Below are 20,780 nucleotides of genomic sequence, written 5' to 3'. Positions count from 1 at the left end.
TGAACTGTAAATTCTATACCTAATTGTAACAGAAATAGACGCGGTTAACTACATTATTTATGCCATGCCCATATCTGAGAACTTTCTTGTTCTCAGATATGGGCATTAATATTAAGATATCTTTAATAAAGCTTCTCTTCCAGTCATCCCAACTTCCCATCCGTACTCCTTTGAGGCATCTGTAATCTTCTCTAACGGCGCATGAAGAAGCTGATCAATCGTTCGCACTCCTAAGGCGCGACCTGCTACAACATTTCGTTCTTTTAATTTTGGAATTTCATTAAAAATATCTACATCTAGTGCAGCGCACATAATATAGCCTACTTCGTTTGATATCGTAAGTAATGTTGTTTTAGGGAGTTCCACACTTACAGCAGTAAATTGCATCCCATCAATTTCTATTGGGTTTATTGTAATCATCCCCATACCTCCTTTTCCTTCGCATAATATACCTATGCAAGAGGAAAGGAGTTGGTCACAGGGGCATTCATTCATCTTAATTCGTCTTATCTTTTAAAGCTTTCACCAAGACATCTCTTATGAATTCTGGGAGAAAATAATGCTTATATTCGGAGCGGGCGATTTCTGGGAGTAACCTTCCAAATGTAAATTTGTCAGCAGTTGCAATTCGATATGTTTTATCGCGGTTAATCGTTTCTCCATTCGAAGTTGTTACGCTCGTGACTTGTTCATTACCATCTGACTGAATTTTTGTTTTTACATCTAATCCAGAAAAATGCATTCTGCCTATAACTTCTCCCCTAAATCCAAATCCTTTTAATTGTAGCTCCATGAAGTCACTTTTAAAGGAAGCCCTTGCGACTTCGATTAACTCGTCTCCACGCAGTTCAACTACAACAGGATTAATTGGATGTGGACAGATGCGGTGCACATCTGCATAGGACACATCACCTTTAGGGAAATCTTCTAGTAACAGCCCTGCATTTAATAAAGCAAAGTCAGCATTTGTCCAAGATTTTAATGTATCAGTCAATTTCTGTGTAATTTCGTTTTGCTCATACCAATTTACTGCCAATGGTTTCTCAAGATGTGTCACTGTATCTTTTAATTTACTTTCAGCTGCATCCCTAAGCGATTCTACAAGTTTAAGAGCACATTTATCTTTCTCTGCTCCGGAGATATCTGTTACATAAGCTTCTTTTTTCACCAATTTCTTTTCTTCATGATCCCAAGTAATAATCACTTCACCAACATGCATGCAATGCTTTCCAGCTGCAGTAATAATTGTATTATTAACTACCTCACCTGTGCGTAGTAAATGATGTGTATGTCCACCAACAATTACATCGATATCAGAAAAGTTTCTAGCTAGTGCTTGGTCTTCATTAATACCTAAGTGAGAAAGTAAAACAATAACATCAACTTGTTTCTTTAACAGTTGTATTTGTTTTTCGAGCTCATCTTGTGGAATGGTTAAATCCCAGCCCAATAATTCATAAAATGCATTAAAAGGTGCCGTAACTCCTAGAAAGCCTATACGAACTCCAGAGGAAGTCTCTTTTATGGCAGATTCGAGTAACCAGTCAGGAGGATTGTTTTCCATATGTTTAAGATTTGAAACAACAACAGAGAAATTTGCTTGGTCATATAACTCGTATAAATCATCATGTGCAAGTGTGATTCCTTCATTATTTCCAATCGTTACAACGTCATATCCGACATCGTTCATAAGCTCAATATTTCCTTTTCCCATAAAAGCCTCTGAAACGATATCTACCCGGTCCATATGATCTCCACTATCCAATAGAAAATGAGCATCCTGACGCCTTTCACGACGATTCTTTACTTTTTTTAAATAGCCTGCTGTCCTTGGCCATTGTTCAAAATCACTGTGTAAATCGTTTGTAAAATATAAATATATATTTTCCTCCATGAATCATACTCCTTAACCCAATCCTTGAATAATCATTCGAATTCCTATGATAATAAGCAGTCCACGTAATATCCACTCTAAAGTATTACCTGATAATCTCTGGTTTAGTTTTGCTCCTAACTTCCCACCAAACCAAGCTCCAGGAATGAAGAATAATACATATTCCCATGGAATGTGTCCTAAGGCGATATGTGTAATCGAACCAAATATACTTACAAAAAAGATCATAAACATCGAAGTTGCAGCGGCAATATGAACAGGGAATCCAAATAATAAAATCATAGCTGGTACCATAATCGAACCGCCACCAATACCAAACAATCCTGAAAGAGTTCCCACGACTAACGCTAAAGAAATTGCTGCTACTTTATTCACTTTATACGTATATTCTATTCCATTAAATTCAAAATGACGTATACCACTGCCTGTTAATTCTTTTTTTACAGGATTCTTTTTCTTAAAAAATAATAAAATAGAGATGAAAATCATTAAAAAGCCAAAGTATAGCTGAAAAGAATCAACATCTACAAATTGATTTAGCCATGATCCTATGACCCCACCAGGGATACTACCGATTAAAAATAATAACCCCGTCTTATAGTCTACTCTCTTTACTTTTAAATAAGCCAGTGTTGAAGATAATCCAGTAAAAATCATTACAATTAAAGAAATTCCCACTATTGCCTGGGGGGTTGCCCAAGAGAATGAATCAAAAAATGATGCCATTAATAATAAAACCGGTACAAGTATTACTCCCCCACCAAGACCCATTAATGAGCCTACAAATGCAGTAAGTAATCCAATTAAAAGAGAAAATATAAATACCAAAATAATCCCTACCATCCTTAATTTCTTAATATCTATACTAACATAAATAAGAAGAAACAATAATTAAGGGCTCTTGCGCAAAAAGATTTCCTTATTTATCTATAGTTAACTATCATGGTAGAAATGAAACAAGAAAGCAAATCCCACTTCTTATAATAATAAGAAGAGGGATTTATTATTTGTACCTATTTATTTAACCAATTTCCAACTGGAGCTATTTTTACATCTGCTCGTTCTAATTCCGTTTTCACATGCCGTACAATTGCTAATGCTCCATCTGTGTCACCATGTACACAAATGCTGTCGGCTTCCATCTTAATTTCTACACCGTCAATGGATTCTACTTTTTCGTTGAGTACCATATTCAAAACTTGTTTTGCGGCTTTTTCTGGATCTTTGATTACCGATCCTTCCACTTTACGTGATACAAGTGTACCTTCGTTCGTGTAAGATCTATCTGCAAATACTTCTCTTACAATTGCAATACCTTTTTCTTCTGCCATTTTTTGAACGACAGTACCATTAATTACGAATAACTTCGTATCAGGTAGAACTTGTAAAATTGCATCTGTAACAGCATCAGCAACTGTAGGGTTAACGTACGACATATTTCCCATACTCCCATGTGACTTCACATGTTGTATTTCAACTCCGTGTTTTGTACAAAAAGCTTGGAGTGCACCAATTTGATATACAATATAATTCACTAATTCATCTTTAGCAATATCGATATCTCTTCTACCAAATCCTAATAAATCAGGATATCCCATGTGAACACCGATACCTACTCCTTGTTCTTTTGCCATCTGGACTGTTTTATCCATCACATTTGGGTCTCCAGCATGAAATCCACAGGCAATATTTGCGGAAGAAATTAATTTAATAACTTCTTCATCTCGTCCTAATGTGTAAGCACCAAAACTTTCTCCCATATCACAGTTCAAATCAATATATTTCATCGTTATTCCCCTTTCAGATTGTAAAATCTTAAAGCTTTAGAATTTTATTATTTAAATTTATTTCTCTTAATAACTTTTCTCTTTCTACTATTTTTTCCTGTGCTATCTGAATAGAAATAGGTTCAAAGTAAAGTTTGTCTCCTGGTTTCTTTTGTGCAATGTATGGGATATCTTCACTGATTATGACGCCTAATTTTGTATAACCACCTGATGTGCCACAATCTGCCATATGAATAATTGGTTGGCCATTACCTGGTACTTGGATTGTACCTACCGCAATAAAATCTGATATGATATCAGCTGCATTTTTATGTTTTAAAGTCTCACCTTCTAAACGATAACCCATCCGATCGGAAGCATTTGATACAATATAAGGCTCGCTCAAGAATTTTTCAATTGATTCTTTTTCAAACTCATTTACATGTGGTCCTAATATAAATCTGACAGGACGCTCTGTTTTAAAGTCAGGAATGTCCTGATAGCGTAATTTCCTTCCTCGTATAGCTTCTAAAAGAATGGGAGGTTTTTCTAATCGAATAATATCTCCTCGCTTAAGTGCACGACCTTCCAACCCGCCGTATGCTCCTCGCATAAATGTTGCTCTACTGCCCATTACTTTGGGGACATCAATACCTCCAGCGAATGCAATATAAACCCTTGCTCCATAATAATATTTCCCAAAACTAAGCTCATCACCTGGTTTTACATGAATAACCGACCACATATCGATTGATTCGTTATTTAAAAAAGGTGATAAGTTCCCACCTGCAAGTGCAAATGCTGTTTCTTGCTCAAATCGTATGGTCGGTCCAACCAATGTGACCTCTAACGCTGCAGTATTCTCATCGTTACCTACTAGAATATTTGCGAGTCGGAAGGAGAGTGGATCCATCACACCAGAAGCTGAAACACCATGCTTTCTAAATGCTTCTCGCCCTAAGTCTTGGACTGTTGTTAATAATCCAGGCTTAATGATTGATAATTCCACTCTTTATCCCACTCCTTCTGACGTTCTTCCGTCCATGATTCAGCTTCTTCTATACTGATCGGAACATATTTAACATAATTACCCGCTTGTAATAAACTCGGATGTTCCCTGTAAGGATTAAACATTTCCATTGGTGTCCAACCGACTTGATGCCACCCAGTAGGTGATTCCATTGTGATGATCCCTATCTGTTTATCAACAATCATCACTGTTCCTTTTTTAACTTTTGCTCTTGGATCTTTTCTTCGTTTCAATCTCAAGCGTTCATCTATATTCCCAGCGTAAGGAAAACCAGCAATAAAACCAATCATATATACAAAATATTTTTTCTTATGCAAGGTGTCTATTACTTCTTCTGTTGTTAGATTAGTAGTTTTTGCTATGTAGTCTAAATCTTGCCCGTATTTCTTTTCAAAGGTGATTGGAATATAAATGGTCGGTTGCTCCACTGCGATCTCTACAGAAGTTTCCTGTTCAATAATTTTTAGCTCTATTAAAAGGTCATTATACTGAATAATTGTTGGGTCATAAGAAATGGTTAGGTTATTAAAAGCTGGTAGTAATTCCGTTATACCTTGGATTTGCTTGTTTTTTATCACCTGTAGAAATGATTGTATTTTTTGGCTCACTTCAATCGACATAACTTTTTCAAACTGGGCAACAATTGCTCTATCCCCCATAGGAAAGTAATAAGGATATTTTTCTTCTCTATTCTCGACTATTTCTCCCACCTCTTTATTTATATTTCTCAATGTAAGCGCAATCAAAAGTTAGAACTTTAATAATCATTTTATTCTGATTTTTAGCTATATATTTTATTATACATTATATCATATTCATCTGGGAAGTTATGTAACGATGAAGATAAAAAAACACCCTACTACTAAATAAATAGTAGCAGGGTGTAGTAATTTATTAACCGATTGAACCTTCCATTTCATGAGAGATCAATCTGTTCATTTCAACAGCGTACTCCATTGGAAGTTCTTTCGTGAATGGCTCGATGAAGCCCATTACGATCATTTCAGTTGCTTCTTCTTCGTTTAATCCACGGCTCATAAGGTAGAATAATTGTTCTTCAGAAACCTTAGAAACTTTTGCTTCGTGCTCAAGTGAGATATTATCATTTAAGATTTCGTTATATGGAATTGTGTCTGAAGTAGACTCGTTATCCATAATTAACGTATCACACTCGATGTTCGCACGTGCGCCATCTGCTTTACGGCCAAAGTGTACTAAACCAAGGTAAGATACTTTACCACCATTTTTCGAAATTGACTTCGAAACAATCGTAGATGAAGTATTTGGAGCTAAGTGATACATTTTAGCACCAGCATGCTGTAACTGACCTCTACCAGCAAATGCGATAGACATTGTGTTACCTCTTGCACCTTCACCTTTTAGAAGGATTGCTGGGTACTTCATTGTTAATTTGGAACCAAGGTTACCGTCAATCCATTCCATTGTACCATTCGCATCAACAGTCGCACGTTTTGTAACTAGGTTATAAACGTTATTTGACCAGTTTTGAATCGTTGTATAACGGCAATATGCATCTTTTTTAACAATGATTTCAACTACTGCACTATGCAGTGAGCTTGAAGTATATGTTGGTGCAGTACATCCTTCAACATAGTGAACAGATGCGCCTTCATCAACAATGATTAATGTTCTCTCAAACTGACCCATGTTTTCCGTGTTAATACGGAAGTATGCTTGTAATGGTGTAGATGTTTTAACACCTTTTGGTACGTAGATGAATGAACCACCAGACCATACAGCTGAGTTAAGTGCTGAGAATTTATTATCTGAGTAAGGAACAACTTTACCAAAGTATTCTTTGAAAAGTTCTTCGTTTTCTCTTAATGCAGAATCTGTATCCTTGAAAAGAATCCCTAATTCTTGTAAGTCTTCTTTCAAGCTTTGATAAACAACCTCTGATTCATACTGTGCAGATACACCTGCAAGGTATTTCTGTTCAGCTTCTGGAATACCTAAAGCTTCAAAAGTGTTCTTGATTTCTTCAGGTACTTCATCCCAAGTTCTACCTTGTTTTTCAGATGGTTTTACATAGTAAATAATTTCATCAAAGTCTAATTCTGAAAGATCTCCACCCCATTGTGGCATTGGACGTGAATAGAAATGCTCTAACGCTTTTAGGCGGTAGTCTAACATCCACTGTGGTTCGTCTTTCATTCTAGAGATTTCTTCAACGACTTTACGAGTCAGTCCTCTTTCTGTACGGAAGACAGAGACGTCTTTGTCGTGGAAACCATATTTATAATCATCCATTTCAGGCATGTTTTTAGCCATTATTAAACCTCCTTAGGTATTTGAAAATCAATTACCCTGTTCTTCATGCTGTATCCCTTTTTCCATAGCTTTCCACGCTAGTGTTGCACATTTAATACGTGCCGGAAAATTGGATACACCTTGAAGTGCTTGAATATCACCTAGGTCAAAGCCAGCTGTATCAATTTCTTTCCCTATCATCATATCAGAGAAAAGTTCTGACATTGCCAATGCTTCTTCGACTGGTTTATTCTTAATTGCTTGTGTCATCATGGAAGCAGATGACAAACTAATTGAACAGCCTTCCCCTTCAAATTTAGCGTCTAGTACTTTTCCGTCTTCTACATGCAATTGCAATTCGATACGGTCGCCACATGTTGGGTTATTCATTTCAATTGTTAGTGCGTCACCAGCAATTTTACCACGATTTTTTGGGTTTTTATAGTGATCCATAATAACTTGTCTGTATAGTGAATCTAAATTATCAAAAGACATCGCCAAAATACTCCTTCGCTTTCAAGAGTCCCTGGGCAAGACGATCAATATCTTCCTCTGTATTATAAAGATAAAAACTAGCTCTAGCGGTTGCTGTAACGTCAAGCCATCTCATCAATGGTTGTGCACAATGGTGGCCAGCGCGTACTGCAATTCCTTGAGTATCTAATACAGTTGCTGTGTCATGTGGATGAACATCATCTATATTAAATGTAACAAGGCCAGCACGTTCCTCTGGACCATAAATAGTTAATCCTTCGATTGCACTCATTCGTTCCATTGCATACTTCGCTAGTTTTTGTTCATGCGCTAGAATATTATCTTGACCAACTTCTTTAAGGAAATCAATAGCTGCTCCTAAACCAATTGCACCTGCAATGATTGGAGTACCAGCTTCAAACTTCCAAGGAAGCTCTTTCCAAGTAGAATCATACAGATTAACGAAATCAATCATTTCCCCGCCAAATTCAATAGGTTCCATGTTTTCCAATAGTTCACGTTTACCATATAAGACTCCAATTCCAGTAGGTGCGAGCATCTTATGTCCAGAAAAAGCATAGAAGTCACAATCCAAATCTTGAACATCAACTTCTATATGAGGAACTCCCTGTGCACCATCAACTACTAGAATTGCATCTTGCTGATGAACAATTTTAGCAATTTCTTTAATTGGATTAATCGTACCAAGTACATTTGAAACATGAGTTATTGCAACAATCTTTGTTTGAGAAGTAACCATTTCTTTTACGTCTGCAATAGAAATTGTTCCGTCTTCTTGAAGTGGTAAATACTTCAATGTCGCTCCCGTTGCTTTTGCAACCTGCTGCCAAGGAATAATATTACTATGATGTTCCATATGGGTGATTATTATTTCATCACCTGTCTTAAGGTTAGCTCTACCATAACTATGTGCAACAGTATTTAAAGATGTTGTGGTACCTCTTGTAAAGATTATTTCAGCTGTACTTTTTGCATTAATAAATCCGCGAACCTTCTCACGTGCACCTTCATATTTGTCAGTAGCGCGTGTTCCCAGTGTATGAACTCCACGATGAACGTTGGAGTTATCTTCTCGGTAATATTTATTTACTGCTTCAATAACCGAAATTGGTTTTTGAGAAGTCGCAGATGAATCTAAATATACCAGTGGAAATCCATTAACTTCTTGGTCAAGGATTGGGAACTGTGCTCGGACGGCATTAACATCCATTAGTATATTTTCCTTTCAATTACTTGTTTCAGCTGTTGTTTAACAGCTTCCACTGGTAATTGAGATACTACTGGATCAAGGAATCCATGGATAAGTAAGCGTTTTGCTTGTTCTTCCGTTAATCCACGGCTTGTTAGGTAATACATTTGAAGTGGATCTACTCTTCCTACTGAAGCTGCGTGACCAGCAGTTACATCATCTTCATCAATTAGAAGAATTGGATTCGCATCACCACGAGAGTTTTCACTTAACATAAGAATTCGAGATTCTTGTTCTGAGTTTGCTTTTGTTCCTCCACGCTCAATTTTACCAATTGCGTTGAAAATTGCTGTAGAGCTTTCAAGCATAACCCCACGTTGTAAGATGAAACCATCAGAGTTCTTCCCATCATGGTGCATAACAGAAGTGAAATTCTGTGTTTGCTTGCCTCGGCCAACTGATACTGCCTTAGCTTGTGATGTAGAATTATCTCCAACTAAACGTGTGATGTTTTCAGAAATCGTATTACCATCGTTCATTTGACCTAAAGCCCAGTCAATCGTAGCATCTCTTCCTGCTACTCCACGGCGGTTAACATATGTTGTTGTCCCAGCATCAAAGTTATCAACTGCACCAAAAGCGATTTTCGCATTATCATGTGCATAAACTTCTGTAAGGATACTAGCAACTGTTTCATTATCACTAGCTTGTGATAAGTTGTTCTCTAAATATGTTAATGAACTATTTTTATCAACAACTACAATTACATGGTTCATCAATGTTAATTCTGAATCTTCTTTCCAGAATATCGTTTGGATTGGCTCTTCGATTTGTACATTTTCAGGTACATAAAGGAAAATACCGCCATTCATTAATGCTGCATATAATGCTGTAAGCTTATGCTCATCAACAGTTATCGCATCAGTCATGTAATATTTTTGAAGTAACTCACTGTGCTCATTCATAGCCGTAAAGATATCTGTGAAAATAACACCTTTAGCTTGAAGTTTCTCACTTAAAGCACGATAAGCTACCGTATGATTTCTTTGTATAATTAAGTTCTCAGGAGCTTTATCATCATCAAAGAATTCCTGTAATTCTGCAGGAAGATCTTTTACTGAAGATACAGCTTCTCCTGTTTTAAAATCATGATTAAACTCAGTGAAGTTCCAAGTTCTAATCTTTGTTTTATCTGGTTCTGGCATATCTAAGTTTTCTGCTCGTTCAATTGCATCCAGACGGAAATTACGCATCCATTCTGGTTCATTTCTATCTTTTGAAAACTGTTCTATATAAGCCTTGTCAAATGATAGTTTTGTGTCCACAGTCATTTTACTCCTCCTAACGTTTACGCATTTTGCCCTACAGTTTCATCTTCAATTCCTAATTCTTCTTTGATCCACTCATAACCTTCAGCCTCTAAGCGTTGTGCTAGCTCAGGACCACCGGATTTTACAACACGACCTTGCATCATAACGTGTACATAATCTGGTGTAATGTAGTTAAGCAAACGTTGGTAGTGAGTAATAATTAAAGTACCAAAGTTTTGATCACGTAGTTTGTTGATTCCTTTTGAAACAACTTTCAACGCGTCAATATCTAAACCTGAGTCAATCTCATCTAAGATTGCAATCTGAGGTTTTAATAGCATTAATTGTAGAATTTCGTTACGTTTCTTTTCTCCACCAGAGAAACCTTCGTTTAGATAACGAGTCGCCATGCTCTTATCAATCTCAAGGTAATCTAATGTTTCATCCAATTCTTTAATGAATTGCATTAATGGAATTTCGTCTCCTTCCGCGCGACGAGCATTAATTGCTGTACGTAAGAAGTCAGAAGTAGTTACTCCACTAATTTCACTAGGGTATTGCATTGCTAGGAAAAGACCAGCACGTGCGCGCTCATCTACATCCATTTCTAATACATCTTCCCCATCTAAAGTAATGCTACCTTCTGTAATTTCATATAGTGGGTGACCCATTACAGCTGCAGCTAACGTTGATTTACCTGTTCCGTTCGGTCCCATTACTGCATGGAACTCTCCACCCTTTATCGTAAGGTCTACACCTTTAAGGATTTCTTTGTCTTCGATTGATACATGAAGATTCTTAATTTCTAAAACTGATCCTGACATAAACAATACCTCCAAATGCATTTTTCTATTTTGAGAAGGGTTACACATCCATTCTCAATTTATACTCATTACAATCTTATAGCATTTCAAATCAATTATCAACCAATGTGAATATGAGCTGAAAATTAGATTGCACGTATAATAGATGCCCTTATTATACACTATTTTCTATTCTCATTTAAATAATAACCATTGAGATTAGAAGATTGATTTAAGACTGTGTTTTGCTGTGAACGAATATTAGCTAATATATAAAAGAAACACTGGTAACAGTTAAGGATACCAGTGTTTCTACGTTTTTTATTTATAAAGTTGATTTTCTACATCAGCTATTATATTTTTTGACTTTTTATATTCCATATCACGTTTTCTTTCAACTTCTAATTGTTTTGATGGTTTTTCCTCATACTCTGTAAAGCTGATTCGGTGAGATTTTCTCATCGAGTTATCAATTTCTTCTTGATAATTACTTGTTGTATCACTATTAATAGTGAATCATCCTTTCTTTGTTTACATTCTAAAGTTTAGCACTATTAGGTTACCACCTCAAAAGGAAAATAAACCTTATTTTTATGATTTTTGATGATAAATCACGTTGACATGAATACTTGATGTCTACTCTTAGATTTAGACAAGTATCCTTCCATTTACATGCTTAATCGCGATTAATGTGTGATTGCATCATTTTAAACAGAAAACAGGAAAGGAGTACTGACTCCCTTCCTGTTTTCAAATTACATCCTAATACTATGAGTTGTTGCTAGAATTGTTATTGTTGTTGTCACTATTGTTTCTTTGACGTGAACGAGCTTTTCCACCTTTTTCTCCAATTTCCTCATAAAACTCTTGATCGTGATTTCTGGATGTTGCATTTCCACCTTTTTGACCGATTTCTTCATAGAATTCTTGGTCATGGTTCCTTGAGGTAGCTCTTCCACCTTTTCTTCCTGCTTCTTCACGAGACATCTTACCGTTATTGTTGTTGTTCTTAGCCATTTGTAAAAACTCCTTTCAATAATTGATAATCTTGCTCGTTCAGTATTGGGTATTCCACATACGAAATGAACTAAACATCTCTAATTGTTTTTAATGTTTTTGTAAAATAAATGTAATAATATTACATTTATTTTATTTCATTCCATGTCCGGTTTGACTGGCTTTTTGTCATCTTTTCCATTTAATTTGTTAAATATTTTTTCAGTAGGAATTTCTTTTTCTTCCTTTTCTTTCGCCTCTAATTCAAAGCCCATTCGGTCCTCATCAGGCAAACTGAAGAAAACATCTTTTTTATTTTTTCCTTTTGAGAGCATTTCTTTTCCTCCTTCATTATCATAAGCGAGCATTAATTTCCGAATTAATATAGTTTTTTCTTTTTACCCAGACAAACCCATCACCTTTTGTAATAATCGCTACATCAATTGGAGGGCCTACAGATTCAGTCGCTCTAGATACGCGGCGCTTAAATGATGTCAAACTAACTAATGTCTCCGCCATATCGGCCAATTCTTCTTTTGGTAAAGCGCGCACGACACTAAGAAGCGGCTCAATATAATTTTTTTCTTGATAATCTATTATCGTATCCTCGATAGATGCATAAACTTCCTTGCCCAAGCTATTTAATTCTTTCATTTGTTTGTCTGTAAAATTTATATCAAGCTGCTTTTGTATTTGTTCAGGATATCCTTTTAATACTTTTTTAAAAATGTCTAATATTACTTCTTCCATATTTGGTTCCATCCCACCGATAAAGGCATCTACCATTTCTCTTTGAGCAAATGCCGTAATCGATGCAGTCCCATCTTTTACACCTGTTGTATAGCTGATTTGTTTATCTTTCAATTTTTTATATTTTAGCTGACCAAATATGAATCCTTCCAGCCTGTAATTTAAAACCTGTGGAAAAATATTTTCTTCACCATAACCTGCGATCACTATCCCAGTACTTCCAACACTGAAATAATCTTTTATAGCAGTTTCATACGCAAGTTTATAAAGTTTTTCAGTAACAGCTTTTGAAGTTTCATATACGATAAGTTCTTCTTTCACTTCATTTATCACAGAAGCGAATTTCTTTTGAAACTGATCAAAGTCTACATCTATATATGTTTTTTCTTTATTTTCATATAAGTCTATATTTTTATCGATACATTCAATTAACCAAGCATTTACTTTTTTTGGTGAAATCTCTTCATTATCTGTTTTATCTATTATCTTATCTTCCACTTCGTTTACTATTCGTTTTAGGTTATCAGAGAAAATTCGGTAGATGATAATTTCTTCGACTGCTTCATTATTAAATCTCTTATCTTCTCTTATAAACTTGAAAAGATGCTCCGCATAATCCTTTAAATCACTGAATTTTTGATTGCCAAGGTTACCTCTATATGATTTTATAATTACTTCCCAAGGCACTTCCATAAAGGATGCTGCACCGTAAACCATAACTCCAATTGGGTGTTCACTTGATAGCGAGAATAATTTATTCGCCGTGTTATATATCTTCTGCACGCCTTCTCTACCGCTTGTTATCGCACTATCTGCTGCCACCGCTAAACCTCTTTTATTCATCACTACAACCTCTGCAGTCATAAGCTTCCTCCCCTTTTCTTCCTATTTATATCTATCACTTCTCACTCATTTTAAAACGCAAATGAGTAAAAGGCTGTAGATTATGAACAAAAATAAAGGGTATATCAGGATTAAAGTTATTAATATTAAATAAAGGTGGGATTTATATTGGCAACTTCAATAACAGTCAAAGTTATTATAGGTTTAGTTGCATTAATTATTGTTGTTCGCCTCTTGGGTAAAAAAGAGTTGTCTCAGGTGACTCCATTAGACTTCATTTATCTCTTGGTGCTTGGTGGATTAATGGAGGAAACTATTTATGATGAAGTAGTTCCTTTTTGGGAGATGCTTTATGCGATAGGATTATGGGCAATTTTAATTTATATATTCGAATTAATTATACGTAAATTTGATAGAACCAGAGTTTTGGTTGAAGGAAAACCCTCACTTATCATAGACGATGGAGAAATTGATACTAAAATCCTTAAGAAAAATAAATTGGAATCAGAACAACTACGAACAATGCTGAGAGAACAAGGAATATTTTCTATCCAAGAAGTGAAATATGCAATATTAGAACCAAGTGGGAAATTAAGTGTATTAAAAGATGAACATTCATCACCAGTAACACCGGACATGCTTTCTATAGAACCTAAAAAGGCAGGTTTAACTCATTTAGTCATTGATGAGGGAAGAATCGAAAAGAAAACACTAGAGCGTCTTAATAAAGACGAAGATTGGTTATTAACGGAACTCTCAAAATTAGGTTATGAAGATGTTAGCAAAATTTATTATGCAGAATGGTCTGAGGTAGATGGTTTAATAGTAAGAGGGGTTTCAGAGTAATTAACACCTGATAATTTAAAAAATGGAAGCATAAACGTAATTGTTTATGCTTCCATTTGTTTGTCTCTATTGTAGGATTAGTTCGTTCCACCAACAGGAACTACTGCACCTTCATATTGTTCTAAGATGAAGTTTTGAATTTCTTCTGATTGTAAGATTTCTACTAATTTAAGTAGTGCTGGATTATCCATATCTTCTGATCTTACTCCAATGACGTTCACATATACAGAGTTTTCGTCTTCAATGAATAAAGCATCTTCTAAAGGATTCAATCCTGCATCAATTGCGAAGTTTGTATTGATTGCTACAAGTACATCTGCCTCAGATAAATACATTTCAGGCAGAAGCCCTGGATCCACATCTGGAGAAAATGTTAAATTCTTTGGATTATCCACGATGTCTTCAATCGTTGCGGCTGATTTTTCTACATTTTCATCAAGAGTAAGTAAGCCTTGTTGTTCAAATAAAGAAAGAATTCTACCATGGTCAGGTATCGAACGACTAATGATTACTTCTGTACCATCCTCGATATCATCTAACGTTAAAATATTTTGTGAATATACTCCCATTGGTTCTACATGGATTCCATCTATATAATCTAAATCATAGCCTGTAGTCTCTACAGTTTCCTCAAGAAACGGTATATGTTGGAAGTAGTTAGCATCTAAGCTACCTTCTTCTAAATCTTCATTTGGTAATACATAATCTTGGTAAGGTTCAATTGTGATAAAGATTCCTTCTTCTTCAAGTAAAGGTTTTGCCTGTTCTAAAATTTCAGCGTGTGGTGTACTTGATGCTCCAATTACAAGCTCAACTCTTTCCTCTTCTTGTGCTTCACCATTTGTATTATCCTCTGTATCAGCACCTGTATCCGTTTCGTTATCACTGCTTCCACAAGCAGCTAACAGTAAAATAAATGACAATAAAATAAATCCTAAAATTCTTTTCATTTTTTTCTCTCCTTAAGTAATTTATATTTTATCTTTTATCTAACTTATTAGTGATATAATCCCCAATAAATTGAATAATAAAGACGATAACTAAAATAATGATCGTACATGCGAAGACTAAATCAAAATCTCTTCTCTGAAATCCATAGAAGTATGCGTAGTCTCCTAAGCCTCCCGCTCCGATTAATCCAGCCATTGCCGTATAACCAATAAGTGCGATTGTTGTTACGGTTATGCCAGAAACAAGGGCAGGCATCGATTCAGGAAGTAAAACTTTGAAAATAATCGTTCTTGTTTTTGCACCAATCGATTTTGCAGCCTCGATAACTCCTTTATCAACTTCTTTAAATGCAATTTCTACTAGCCTCGCATAGAAGGGAGCAGTACTTATAATTAGTGCTGGTAAAGCTGCGGTAGGACCTCTTAATGTCCCCAATAAGAAGTTTGTAAAAGGGAATAAAAGAATTATTAAAATAATAAAGGGAATCGAACGAAAGATATTAACAATTCCGCCAGTAGTGACATTAATTATTTTATTTTCCCAAATGCCACCCTTTGTTGTTAAAAATAAAAGTAAACCAAGAGCAATTCCAAATACTACCGTTCCTATTAAGGAAGCAAATGTCATATATAGTGTTTCGTTTGTTGCTGTAATAAGTTCATCAACTTTTAAATTTTCAAGCATTTTCTATAACCTCCAGCTCTACAGAGGTTTCTGCTTTAACAGAAGCAATTGCTTTAGAAACTTCTGCTTCATCACCAATCATTTGTACAAATAATGTTCCATAACTACCTGCTTGCGTATTCGTTATTTTACCCTGGAGAATATTTATATCGATCGCATATTGTTTTGCTAATCTACTTATTAAAGCTTGATTCGCTTGCTCTCCAATAAACTGAAGCTTCAACAATTTCCCACTTGGATTTGCACGAATAATACTATCTAAATCATTATCCTCTTCACTCATCCCCATAATCTGACCAACAAATTTCTTTGTCACATCTTGAGTAGGGTGTAAGAAAACATCTAATACGTTTCCAAGTTCAACGATTTCTCCGTTTTCCATTACAGCAACACGGTGACATATTTTACGAATCACTTGCATTTCATGAGTAATTAATATAATCGTTAATCCCAATCGTTTGTTGATATCAACTAGCAATTCTAAGATGGAATTCGTTGTCTCGGGATCTAGCGCAGATGTTGCTTCGTCACAAAGTAAGAGCTTCGGTTTATTCGCTAGTGCACGAGCTATCCCAACACGCTGCTTCTGCCCACCACTTAGTTGTGAAGGATAAGCACTTTCGCGACCAGTTAACCCAACTAGATCAATTAATTCCTGTACTCTTGTTTCTCTCTCCTGCTTATTCACCCCAGCTATTTCGAGAGGAAATGCAATGTTTTCAGCAACTGTTCGTGACCAGAGTAGGTTAAAGTGTTGAAAAATCATGCCGATATCTTGTCTTGCAACCCTTAGTTCATCGGGTTTTAGTGAAGTGATATCTTTTTCACTAATTTTAATACTACCAGTCGATGGCTCTTCTAAACGGTTGATCAAACGTACGAATGTACTTTTTCCTGCTCCACTATAGCCAATTACACCGAAGATTTCACCGTCTTTTATTTCAAGGTTCAAATCATCAACCGCGGTGATTTGCTTGTCTTTTGTGGAATATACTTTACTTAAACCTTTAATCGAAATCAATACCGTTTCTCCTCTCTAAAAAATATACTAAAAAACGCCTTCCTGTTAGAGAACAGAAAGGCGTAGGAAATTTAAATATACGCTACCGTTCCCTCATCTTTCAATAAATTGCAGGATTTGGCACCTTTCAATATAAAATTGAAGGTTGCCGCAGTTTCAAAGGGCCAGTCCCTCCACCGCTCATGATAAGAGATATTTAGTTATTAAATTGATTAGAAATAATAGTAGCATTACAATTCCTTATTGTCAACAAAGATTATACTTGACTGAATAATTCTGGTTTATATTTCAATAAATAACGATATATATTTCCAGTTGAATGCAAAGTATAGACCTTTTCTTTCACTTCATGATTTTCCATAATAAATAGACAAGGTACCTGTTCAACTTTATGTTCATGCATAAATTCCTCTTCGAAATTCGCATTCATTTCATAAAAAATCGTTTGTTTATGAATGGCTTCAATATTTTCAAGCATTGCTCGAGCAACACTACATGTACCACAAAATGGGGTATAAATAAATAAAATATAATTACCAGATTGTAACTCTTCCGTTGATATTTCCTGCATAAACTCACCCTAAATTAAAATTTATTAAATTAGATATAGTGTTCTCACTGTAAAGCGTTTTGCTAATAATAAAGAAGCAAGGACTTTATGTGGCGTAGTAGCTACCTCGCGATAATCACTATTTATATAAATATGTTCTGCGTGAGGCAACTCTCTAGCCAATTGCTTTCTAAGCTTATTACCTTGTTTATCCTCATCAACTAAAATATACACATCATTTTCGTCTAAAAGATAAGTCTCTAATAATTCATCAAAACGATGAAGACTGAGAGAACCATTCGTACAGATAATTGTTACATCTTCATCAAGGACCTCTTCGACTTTTCGCTTATCTGTTAAACCCTCAACAATAATTACCTTTTCAGGTTCATAATTCATCATCTCATTGCTCCCCTTATCTAAGCAAGCAGTTTGCTCGTTTGAGTTTATAAATAATAGAGACTTTTCCTTCATTCTTTTAGTATATGAAAGACAAAGGGCTAACCATACATGAAATTGTATTGTTAGCCTGCTTAAAATATTATTTAGTTAATGAAAATTAGTCCTCGTCGATAACCTCTTGATATTGTTCCGCAGTTAGAAGGTTGTCTAACTGGCTTTCGTCATCAAGTTCGACAACAATCATCCATGCTTCTTCGTATGGTGACTCATTTACTAATTCAGGGCTGTCGTCAAGCTCTTCGTTTACTTCAACCACTTTACCACTTACAGGAGCATATAATTCTGAAACAGTTTTAACTGACTCTACACTTCCGAATGATTCTTCTACATCAATCGTATCATCAACTTCAGGGAGTTCAACAAACACAATATCTCCTAATTCATCTTGTGCAAAATCTGTAATGCCGATACGTACTTTATTTCCCTCTTTTTTAATCCACTCATGTTCTTTTGAATAAAGTAATCCTTCTGGTAAACTCATATTCACTGCCACCCTTTCAATTATCTTATTATTTTAACTATACAATGGAATAGATATAAAGTAAAACAAGAGTTTACTCTTTATTTCCACGTCTCTTCGTAAATTTCTTCTTTAAAACCAACCGTTACTTTCATTCCGTTTGTTGCGATTGGGCGTTTAATTAACATTCCATCAGATGCAAGGATCTCGGCCATTTCTTCTAATGATGCATCTTTAATTTTATCTTTAATATTTAGTTCTCTGTATTTCTTACCGCTAGTATTAAAGAATTTCTTAGCTGGCAACTCACTTTTTTCAATAAGTTCGATAAGTTCCTCTTTCGTTGGAGTATCCTCAACAATATGAACCGCTTCATATGCAACATCATTATCTTCAAACCATTTTTTTGCTTTCTTGCATGTCCCACAATTTGGGTACCAATAAAAAGTAAGACTCATTATAAAATTACCCCTCATTTCGATTTCATTTTTCAAATATAGTTTATCATACAACGTTCGTTCATTACATTAAAAGCATTTTTAGGCATCGAAACTATGGTAGAACCCATTAAATGACTATTAGTATAGATCATCGTTTAAATTAAAATAACAGCGCATAGCCAAAAGCTACACGCTGTTATCTATATAAAAATTAAATTACATACGTTTCTTTATCGATGATCGCTTTCGCAATTTCACGTTTTTTCTCTACAACATTTGTTGGATTGTGACGTGTTAATTTGCGTAGGGAAGATAGCATCATACGAAGTGTATCTCCTTCTTCTACAGCAATTAAAATGTCTTTTGCGTCTGCTTCGATACGATTAAACGCTTCTTGTGCATATACTTGCGTATATAAAAGCTTTTGATTATTCTTTTCAGCGCCCGTTGCATTCATTGCTTTTTCTGTACGAAGTATTGCAGATTCCATGTTGAATACTTCTCCAACCATATCTGCTAGCTTCACAAGAATTTCTTGCTCTTTTTCTAATTTTTGCATGTATTTCTGTGCAGATAGACCTGCTCCAAGTAAGACAATTTTCTTGGCATTTTTTAATAGATGCTTTTCTTGCTCTAATGGTTCTGTGCCAACTTCCTCTGGCATCATCATCATTAATTCTTCTTGTAGACCTTGCGCTTTTTGAAGTAAAGGTAACTCGCCCTTCATTGCTTTCTTCAATAATGTGCCTGGTACAAGTAGACGGTTAATTTCATTCGTACCTTCAAAAATACGATTAATTCTTGAGTCACGGTAAATTCTTTCTACTTCATATTCCTGCATGAAACCATAACCACCATGAAGTTGAACTGCTTCATCAGCTGTACGGTCTAGTAATTCTGTTGCCATATATTTTGTAATGGAACACTCGATTTGGTATTCAGCAATTGCACGAGCAATTTCACGCCCATCATCAAGTTCCTCTTCAGATAATGCACCCATACGTTGTTCAAATAGCCCAACTGTACGATAAACAGCACTCTCATTCGCATAAATTTCAGTAGCCATTGTTGCAAGCTTAGATTGAGTAAGTGCAAAGCTAGAAATTGGAACACCGAATTGCTTTCTTTCGTTAACGTATTTAGCAGCAAGCTCTAGCGCGCGTTTTGATCCACCTACACCACCAACCGCAAGCTTATAACGACCAACGTTTAGAATATTAAATGCAATAATGTGTCCACGGCCTTTTTCACCTAATAGGTTTTCAACAGGAACTTCTGCATCTTCTAAAACTAATGTACGTGTAGAAGAACTCTTAATTCCCATTTTCTTTTCTTCAGGTCCAGTTGAAACTCCTGGGAAGTCACGTTCAACAATAAATGCTGAGAAATGCTCTCCATCGATTTTTGCATAAACGATAAACACATCAGCAAATGCCGAGTTTGTAATCCACTGTTTTTCACCGTTTAGAATATAATGTGTTCCAGCTTCATTCAATTTTGCTGTAGCTTTTGCACCTAGAGCATCTGATCCTGAGCCTGGCTCTGTTAAAGCATATGCAGCAAGTAATTCACCTGAAGCAAGCTTCGGTAGATATTTTTCTTTTTGTTCTTTATTACCAAAGAATACTATTGGTAAAGAACCGATACCAACGTGTGCACCATGTGTTACAGAGAAACCACCAGCACGCGACATTTTTTCTGTAATTAATGAAGAACTCATTTTATCTAAACCAAGACCACCATAAGCTTCAGGTACATCTGCACCAAGAAGGCCTAGTTCTCCCGCTTTCTTCAATAAATCTACGGAGTTATCAAACTCATGATTCTCAAGTTTATCGATTAAAGGTACCACTTCATTCAATACATAATCTTCTGTTGTTTTTGCAATCATTTTATGTTCGTCAGTAAGGTCTTCTAGCGTAATGATATCTTCTCCACTTAAATCTTCAACTAGAAAAGCCCCACCTTTAAAAATTTTATCCTTCGTTTCGCTCATTATCATCTACCCCTTTTGATTGA

General features: G+C 35.5%; 24 protein-coding genes and 1 riboswitch. Of the genes, 1 reads left to right on the top strand and 23 read right to left on the bottom strand.

Annotated elements, in window-relative coordinates; all coding sequences use genetic code 11:
• Positions 1-111: 111 nt before the first annotated feature.
• From ACXYMZ_RS08265 to ACXYMZ_RS08195, 15 genes are all read right to left on the bottom strand, one after another.
• Positions 112-420, bottom strand: coding sequence for a YunC family protein (locus ACXYMZ_RS08265; protein WP_458947921.1), 309 nt, complete (start codon positions 418-420; stop codon positions 112-114).
• Between the two features lie 76 nt (positions 421-496).
• On the bottom strand, positions 497-1,894 hold the full coding sequence (locus ACXYMZ_RS08260) for a bifunctional metallophosphatase/5'-nucleotidase (protein ID WP_458947920.1): 1,398 nt from the start codon (positions 1,892-1,894) through the stop codon (positions 497-499).
• 12 nt (positions 1,895-1,906) lie between these two features.
• Positions 1,907-2,722 (bottom strand): sulfite exporter TauE/SafE family protein, encoded by an 816-nt coding sequence (locus tag ACXYMZ_RS08255; protein ID WP_458947919.1) that lies wholly within the window; start codon positions 2,720-2,722, stop codon positions 1,907-1,909.
• A gap of 185 nt (positions 2,723-2,907) precedes the next feature.
• Positions 2,908-3,681: a LamB/YcsF family protein gene (locus ACXYMZ_RS08250; protein ID WP_458947918.1), complete on the bottom strand. Its 774-nt coding sequence runs from the start codon at positions 3,679-3,681 to the stop codon at positions 2,908-2,910.
• A 28-nt stretch (positions 3,682-3,709) separates the two neighbouring features.
• On the bottom strand, positions 3,710-4,669 hold the full coding sequence (locus ACXYMZ_RS08245; protein ID WP_458947917.1) for a 5-oxoprolinase subunit C family protein: 960 nt from the start codon (positions 4,667-4,669) through the stop codon (positions 3,710-3,712).
• Positions 4,636-5,349, bottom strand: coding sequence for a 5-oxoprolinase subunit PxpB (gene pxpB, locus ACXYMZ_RS08240; protein WP_458947916.1), 714 nt, complete (start codon positions 5,347-5,349; stop codon positions 4,636-4,638). Before pxpB ends, ACXYMZ_RS08245 begins: the two co-directional genes overlap by 34 nt.
• Positions 5,350-5,584: 235 nt before the next feature.
• On the bottom strand, positions 5,585-6,982 hold the full coding sequence (sufB, locus tag ACXYMZ_RS08235; RefSeq protein ID WP_458947915.1) for a Fe-S cluster assembly protein SufB: 1,398 nt from the start codon (positions 6,980-6,982) through the stop codon (positions 5,585-5,587).
• Positions 6,983-7,009: 27 nt separating this feature from the next.
• On the bottom strand, positions 7,010-7,456 hold the full coding sequence (gene sufU, locus ACXYMZ_RS08230; RefSeq protein WP_458947914.1) for a Fe-S cluster assembly sulfur transfer protein SufU: 447 nt from the start codon (positions 7,454-7,456) through the stop codon (positions 7,010-7,012).
• A complete protein-coding gene (locus tag ACXYMZ_RS08225; RefSeq protein WP_458947913.1) occupies positions 7,446-8,666 on the bottom strand; it encodes a cysteine desulfurase in 1,221 nt (406 codons plus the stop codon). The genes sufU and ACXYMZ_RS08225 overlap by 11 nt, the downstream gene beginning before the upstream one ends.
• The gene (sufD, locus tag ACXYMZ_RS08220; RefSeq protein ID WP_458947912.1) at positions 8,666-9,976 is read right to left on the bottom strand and encodes a Fe-S cluster assembly protein SufD; all 1,311 of its coding nucleotides are present in this window, start codon (positions 9,974-9,976) and stop codon (positions 8,666-8,668) included. The genes ACXYMZ_RS08225 and sufD overlap by 1 nt, the downstream gene beginning before the upstream one ends.
• Positions 9,977-9,993: 17 nt before the next feature.
• A complete protein-coding gene (sufC, locus tag ACXYMZ_RS08215) occupies positions 9,994-10,779 on the bottom strand; it encodes a Fe-S cluster assembly ATPase SufC (protein ID WP_458947911.1) in 786 nt (261 codons plus the stop codon).
• A 300-nt stretch (positions 10,780-11,079) separates the two neighbouring features.
• Positions 11,080-11,220: a hypothetical protein gene (locus ACXYMZ_RS08210; protein ID WP_458947910.1), complete on the bottom strand. Its 141-nt coding sequence runs from the start codon at positions 11,218-11,220 to the stop codon at positions 11,080-11,082.
• Positions 11,221-11,526: 306 nt separating this feature from the next.
• On the bottom strand, positions 11,527-11,775 hold the full coding sequence (locus ACXYMZ_RS08205) for a KGG domain-containing protein (protein ID WP_458947909.1): 249 nt from the start codon (positions 11,773-11,775) through the stop codon (positions 11,527-11,529).
• Between the two features lie 137 nt (positions 11,776-11,912).
• Positions 11,913-12,089 carry a hypothetical protein gene (locus ACXYMZ_RS08200; protein ID WP_458947908.1) on the bottom strand — a complete coding sequence of 59 codons (177 nt, stop codon included), beginning with the start codon at positions 12,087-12,089 and terminating at the stop codon, positions 11,913-11,915.
• Positions 12,090-12,108: 19 nt separating this feature from the next.
• Positions 12,109-13,368, bottom strand: a complete 1,260-nt coding sequence (locus ACXYMZ_RS08195) for a hypothetical protein (protein WP_458947907.1) — start codon at positions 13,366-13,368, stop codon at positions 12,109-12,111.
• Positions 13,369-13,515: 147 nt separating this feature from the next.
• On the opposite strand from ACXYMZ_RS08195, the gene ACXYMZ_RS08190 reads away from it, so the two are divergent.
• Positions 13,516-14,193: a DUF421 domain-containing protein gene (locus ACXYMZ_RS08190; protein WP_458947906.1), complete on the top strand. Its 678-nt coding sequence runs from the start codon at positions 13,516-13,518 to the stop codon at positions 14,191-14,193.
• 77 nt (positions 14,194-14,270) lie between these two features.
• On the opposite strand, the gene ACXYMZ_RS08185 is transcribed toward ACXYMZ_RS08190, so the two are convergent.
• From ACXYMZ_RS08185 to ACXYMZ_RS08150, 8 genes are all read right to left on the bottom strand, one after another.
• Entirely contained in the window at positions 14,271-15,143 is an 873-nt protein-coding gene (locus ACXYMZ_RS08185; protein ID WP_458947905.1) for a MetQ/NlpA family ABC transporter substrate-binding protein, read from the bottom strand.
• Between the two features lie 28 nt (positions 15,144-15,171).
• Positions 15,172-15,828: a methionine ABC transporter permease gene (locus ACXYMZ_RS08180; protein ID WP_458947904.1), complete on the bottom strand. Its 657-nt coding sequence runs from the start codon at positions 15,826-15,828 to the stop codon at positions 15,172-15,174.
• Entirely contained in the window at positions 15,821-16,849 is a 1,029-nt protein-coding gene (locus ACXYMZ_RS08175; RefSeq protein ID WP_458947903.1) for a methionine ABC transporter ATP-binding protein, read from the bottom strand. The genes ACXYMZ_RS08180 and ACXYMZ_RS08175 overlap by 8 nt, the downstream gene beginning before the upstream one ends.
• A gap of 90 nt (positions 16,850-16,939) precedes the next feature.
• Positions 16,940-17,041, bottom strand: a riboswitch (SAM riboswitch).
• A gap of 64 nt (positions 17,042-17,105) precedes the next feature.
• Positions 17,106-17,420: a thioredoxin family protein gene (locus ACXYMZ_RS08170; protein ID WP_458947902.1), complete on the bottom strand. Its 315-nt coding sequence runs from the start codon at positions 17,418-17,420 to the stop codon at positions 17,106-17,108.
• Positions 17,421-17,444: 24 nt separating this feature from the next.
• Complete coding sequence (locus ACXYMZ_RS08165; protein ID WP_458947901.1) at positions 17,445-17,801, bottom strand: toprim domain-containing protein; 357 nt, start codon at positions 17,799-17,801, stop codon at positions 17,445-17,447.
• 157 nt (positions 17,802-17,958) lie between these two features.
• On the bottom strand, positions 17,959-18,342 hold the full coding sequence (gcvH, locus tag ACXYMZ_RS08160) for a glycine cleavage system protein GcvH (protein ID WP_458947900.1): 384 nt from the start codon (positions 18,340-18,342) through the stop codon (positions 17,959-17,961).
• A gap of 80 nt (positions 18,343-18,422) precedes the next feature.
• A complete protein-coding gene (locus ACXYMZ_RS08155) occupies positions 18,423-18,779 on the bottom strand; it encodes an arsenate reductase family protein (protein WP_458947899.1) in 357 nt (118 codons plus the stop codon).
• A 193-nt stretch (positions 18,780-18,972) separates the two neighbouring features.
• Positions 18,973-20,757, bottom strand: a complete 1,785-nt coding sequence (locus ACXYMZ_RS08150; protein WP_458947898.1) for an acyl-CoA dehydrogenase family protein — start codon at positions 20,755-20,757, stop codon at positions 18,973-18,975.
• Positions 20,758-20,780 lie beyond the last annotated feature (23 nt).

Source organism: Oceanobacillus sp. CAU 1775, assembly GCF_054482815.1.
Note: the sequence above shows the minus strand (reverse complement) of the source record. Positions and strands in the feature narration are given on the sequence as shown.

Coding starts and splice junctions, on each gene's coding strand:
- ACXYMZ_RS08155 (WP_458947899.1), bottom strand. CDS start 18,779: ATGAGTCTTACTTTTTATTGGTACCCAAATTGTGGGACATGCAAGAAA.
- ACXYMZ_RS08200 (WP_458947908.1), bottom strand. CDS start 12,089: ATGCTCTCAAAAGGAAAAAATAAAAAAGATGTTTTCTTCAGTTTGCCT.
- pxpB (WP_458947916.1), bottom strand. CDS start 5,349: ATGGGGGATAGAGCAATTGTTGCCCAGTTTGAAAAAGTTATGTCGATT.
- ACXYMZ_RS08205 (WP_458947909.1), bottom strand. CDS start 11,775: ATGGCTAAGAACAACAACAATAACGGTAAGATGTCTCGTGAAGAAGCA.
- ACXYMZ_RS08195 (WP_458947907.1), bottom strand. CDS start 13,368: ATGACTGCAGAGGTTGTAGTGATGAATAAAAGAGGTTTAGCGGTGGCA.
- ACXYMZ_RS08180 (WP_458947904.1), bottom strand. CDS start 15,828: ATGCTTGAAAATTTAAAAGTTGATGAACTTATTACAGCAACAAACGAA.
- sufB (WP_458947915.1), bottom strand. CDS start 6,982: ATGGCTAAAAACATGCCTGAAATGGATGATTATAAATATGGTTTCCAC.
- ACXYMZ_RS08165 (WP_458947901.1), bottom strand. CDS start 17,801: ATGATGAATTATGAACCTGAAAAGGTAATTATTGTTGAGGGTTTAACA.
- sufD (WP_458947912.1), bottom strand. CDS start 9,976: ATGACTGTGGACACAAAACTATCATTTGACAAGGCTTATATAGAACAG.
- ACXYMZ_RS08250 (WP_458947918.1), bottom strand. CDS start 3,681: ATGAAATATATTGATTTGAACTGTGATATGGGAGAAAGTTTTGGTGCT.
- sufC (WP_458947911.1), bottom strand. CDS start 10,779: ATGTCAGGATCAGTTTTAGAAATTAAGAATCTTCATGTATCAATCGAA.
- ACXYMZ_RS08170 (WP_458947902.1), bottom strand. CDS start 17,420: ATGCAGGAAATATCAACGGAAGAGTTACAATCTGGTAATTATATTTTA.
- ACXYMZ_RS08265 (WP_458947921.1), bottom strand. CDS start 420: ATGATTACAATAAACCCAATAGAAATTGATGGGATGCAATTTACTGCT.
- ACXYMZ_RS08225 (WP_458947913.1), bottom strand. CDS start 8,666: ATGGATGTTAATGCCGTCCGAGCACAGTTCCCAATCCTTGACCAAGAA.
- sufU (WP_458947914.1), bottom strand. CDS start 7,456: ATGTCTTTTGATAATTTAGATTCACTATACAGACAAGTTATTATGGAT.
- ACXYMZ_RS08260 (WP_458947920.1), bottom strand. CDS start 1,894: ATGGAGGAAAATATATATTTATATTTTACAAACGATTTACACAGTGAT.
- ACXYMZ_RS08210 (WP_458947910.1), bottom strand. CDS start 11,220: ATGAGAAAATCTCACCGAATCAGCTTTACAGAGTATGAGGAAAAACCA.
- ACXYMZ_RS08150 (WP_458947898.1), bottom strand. CDS start 20,757: ATGAGCGAAACGAAGGATAAAATTTTTAAAGGTGGGGCTTTTCTAGTT.
- ACXYMZ_RS08185 (WP_458947905.1), bottom strand. CDS start 15,143: ATGAAAAGAATTTTAGGATTTATTTTATTGTCATTTATTTTACTGTTA.
- gcvH (WP_458947900.1), bottom strand. CDS start 18,342: ATGAGTTTACCAGAAGGATTACTTTATTCAAAAGAACATGAGTGGATT.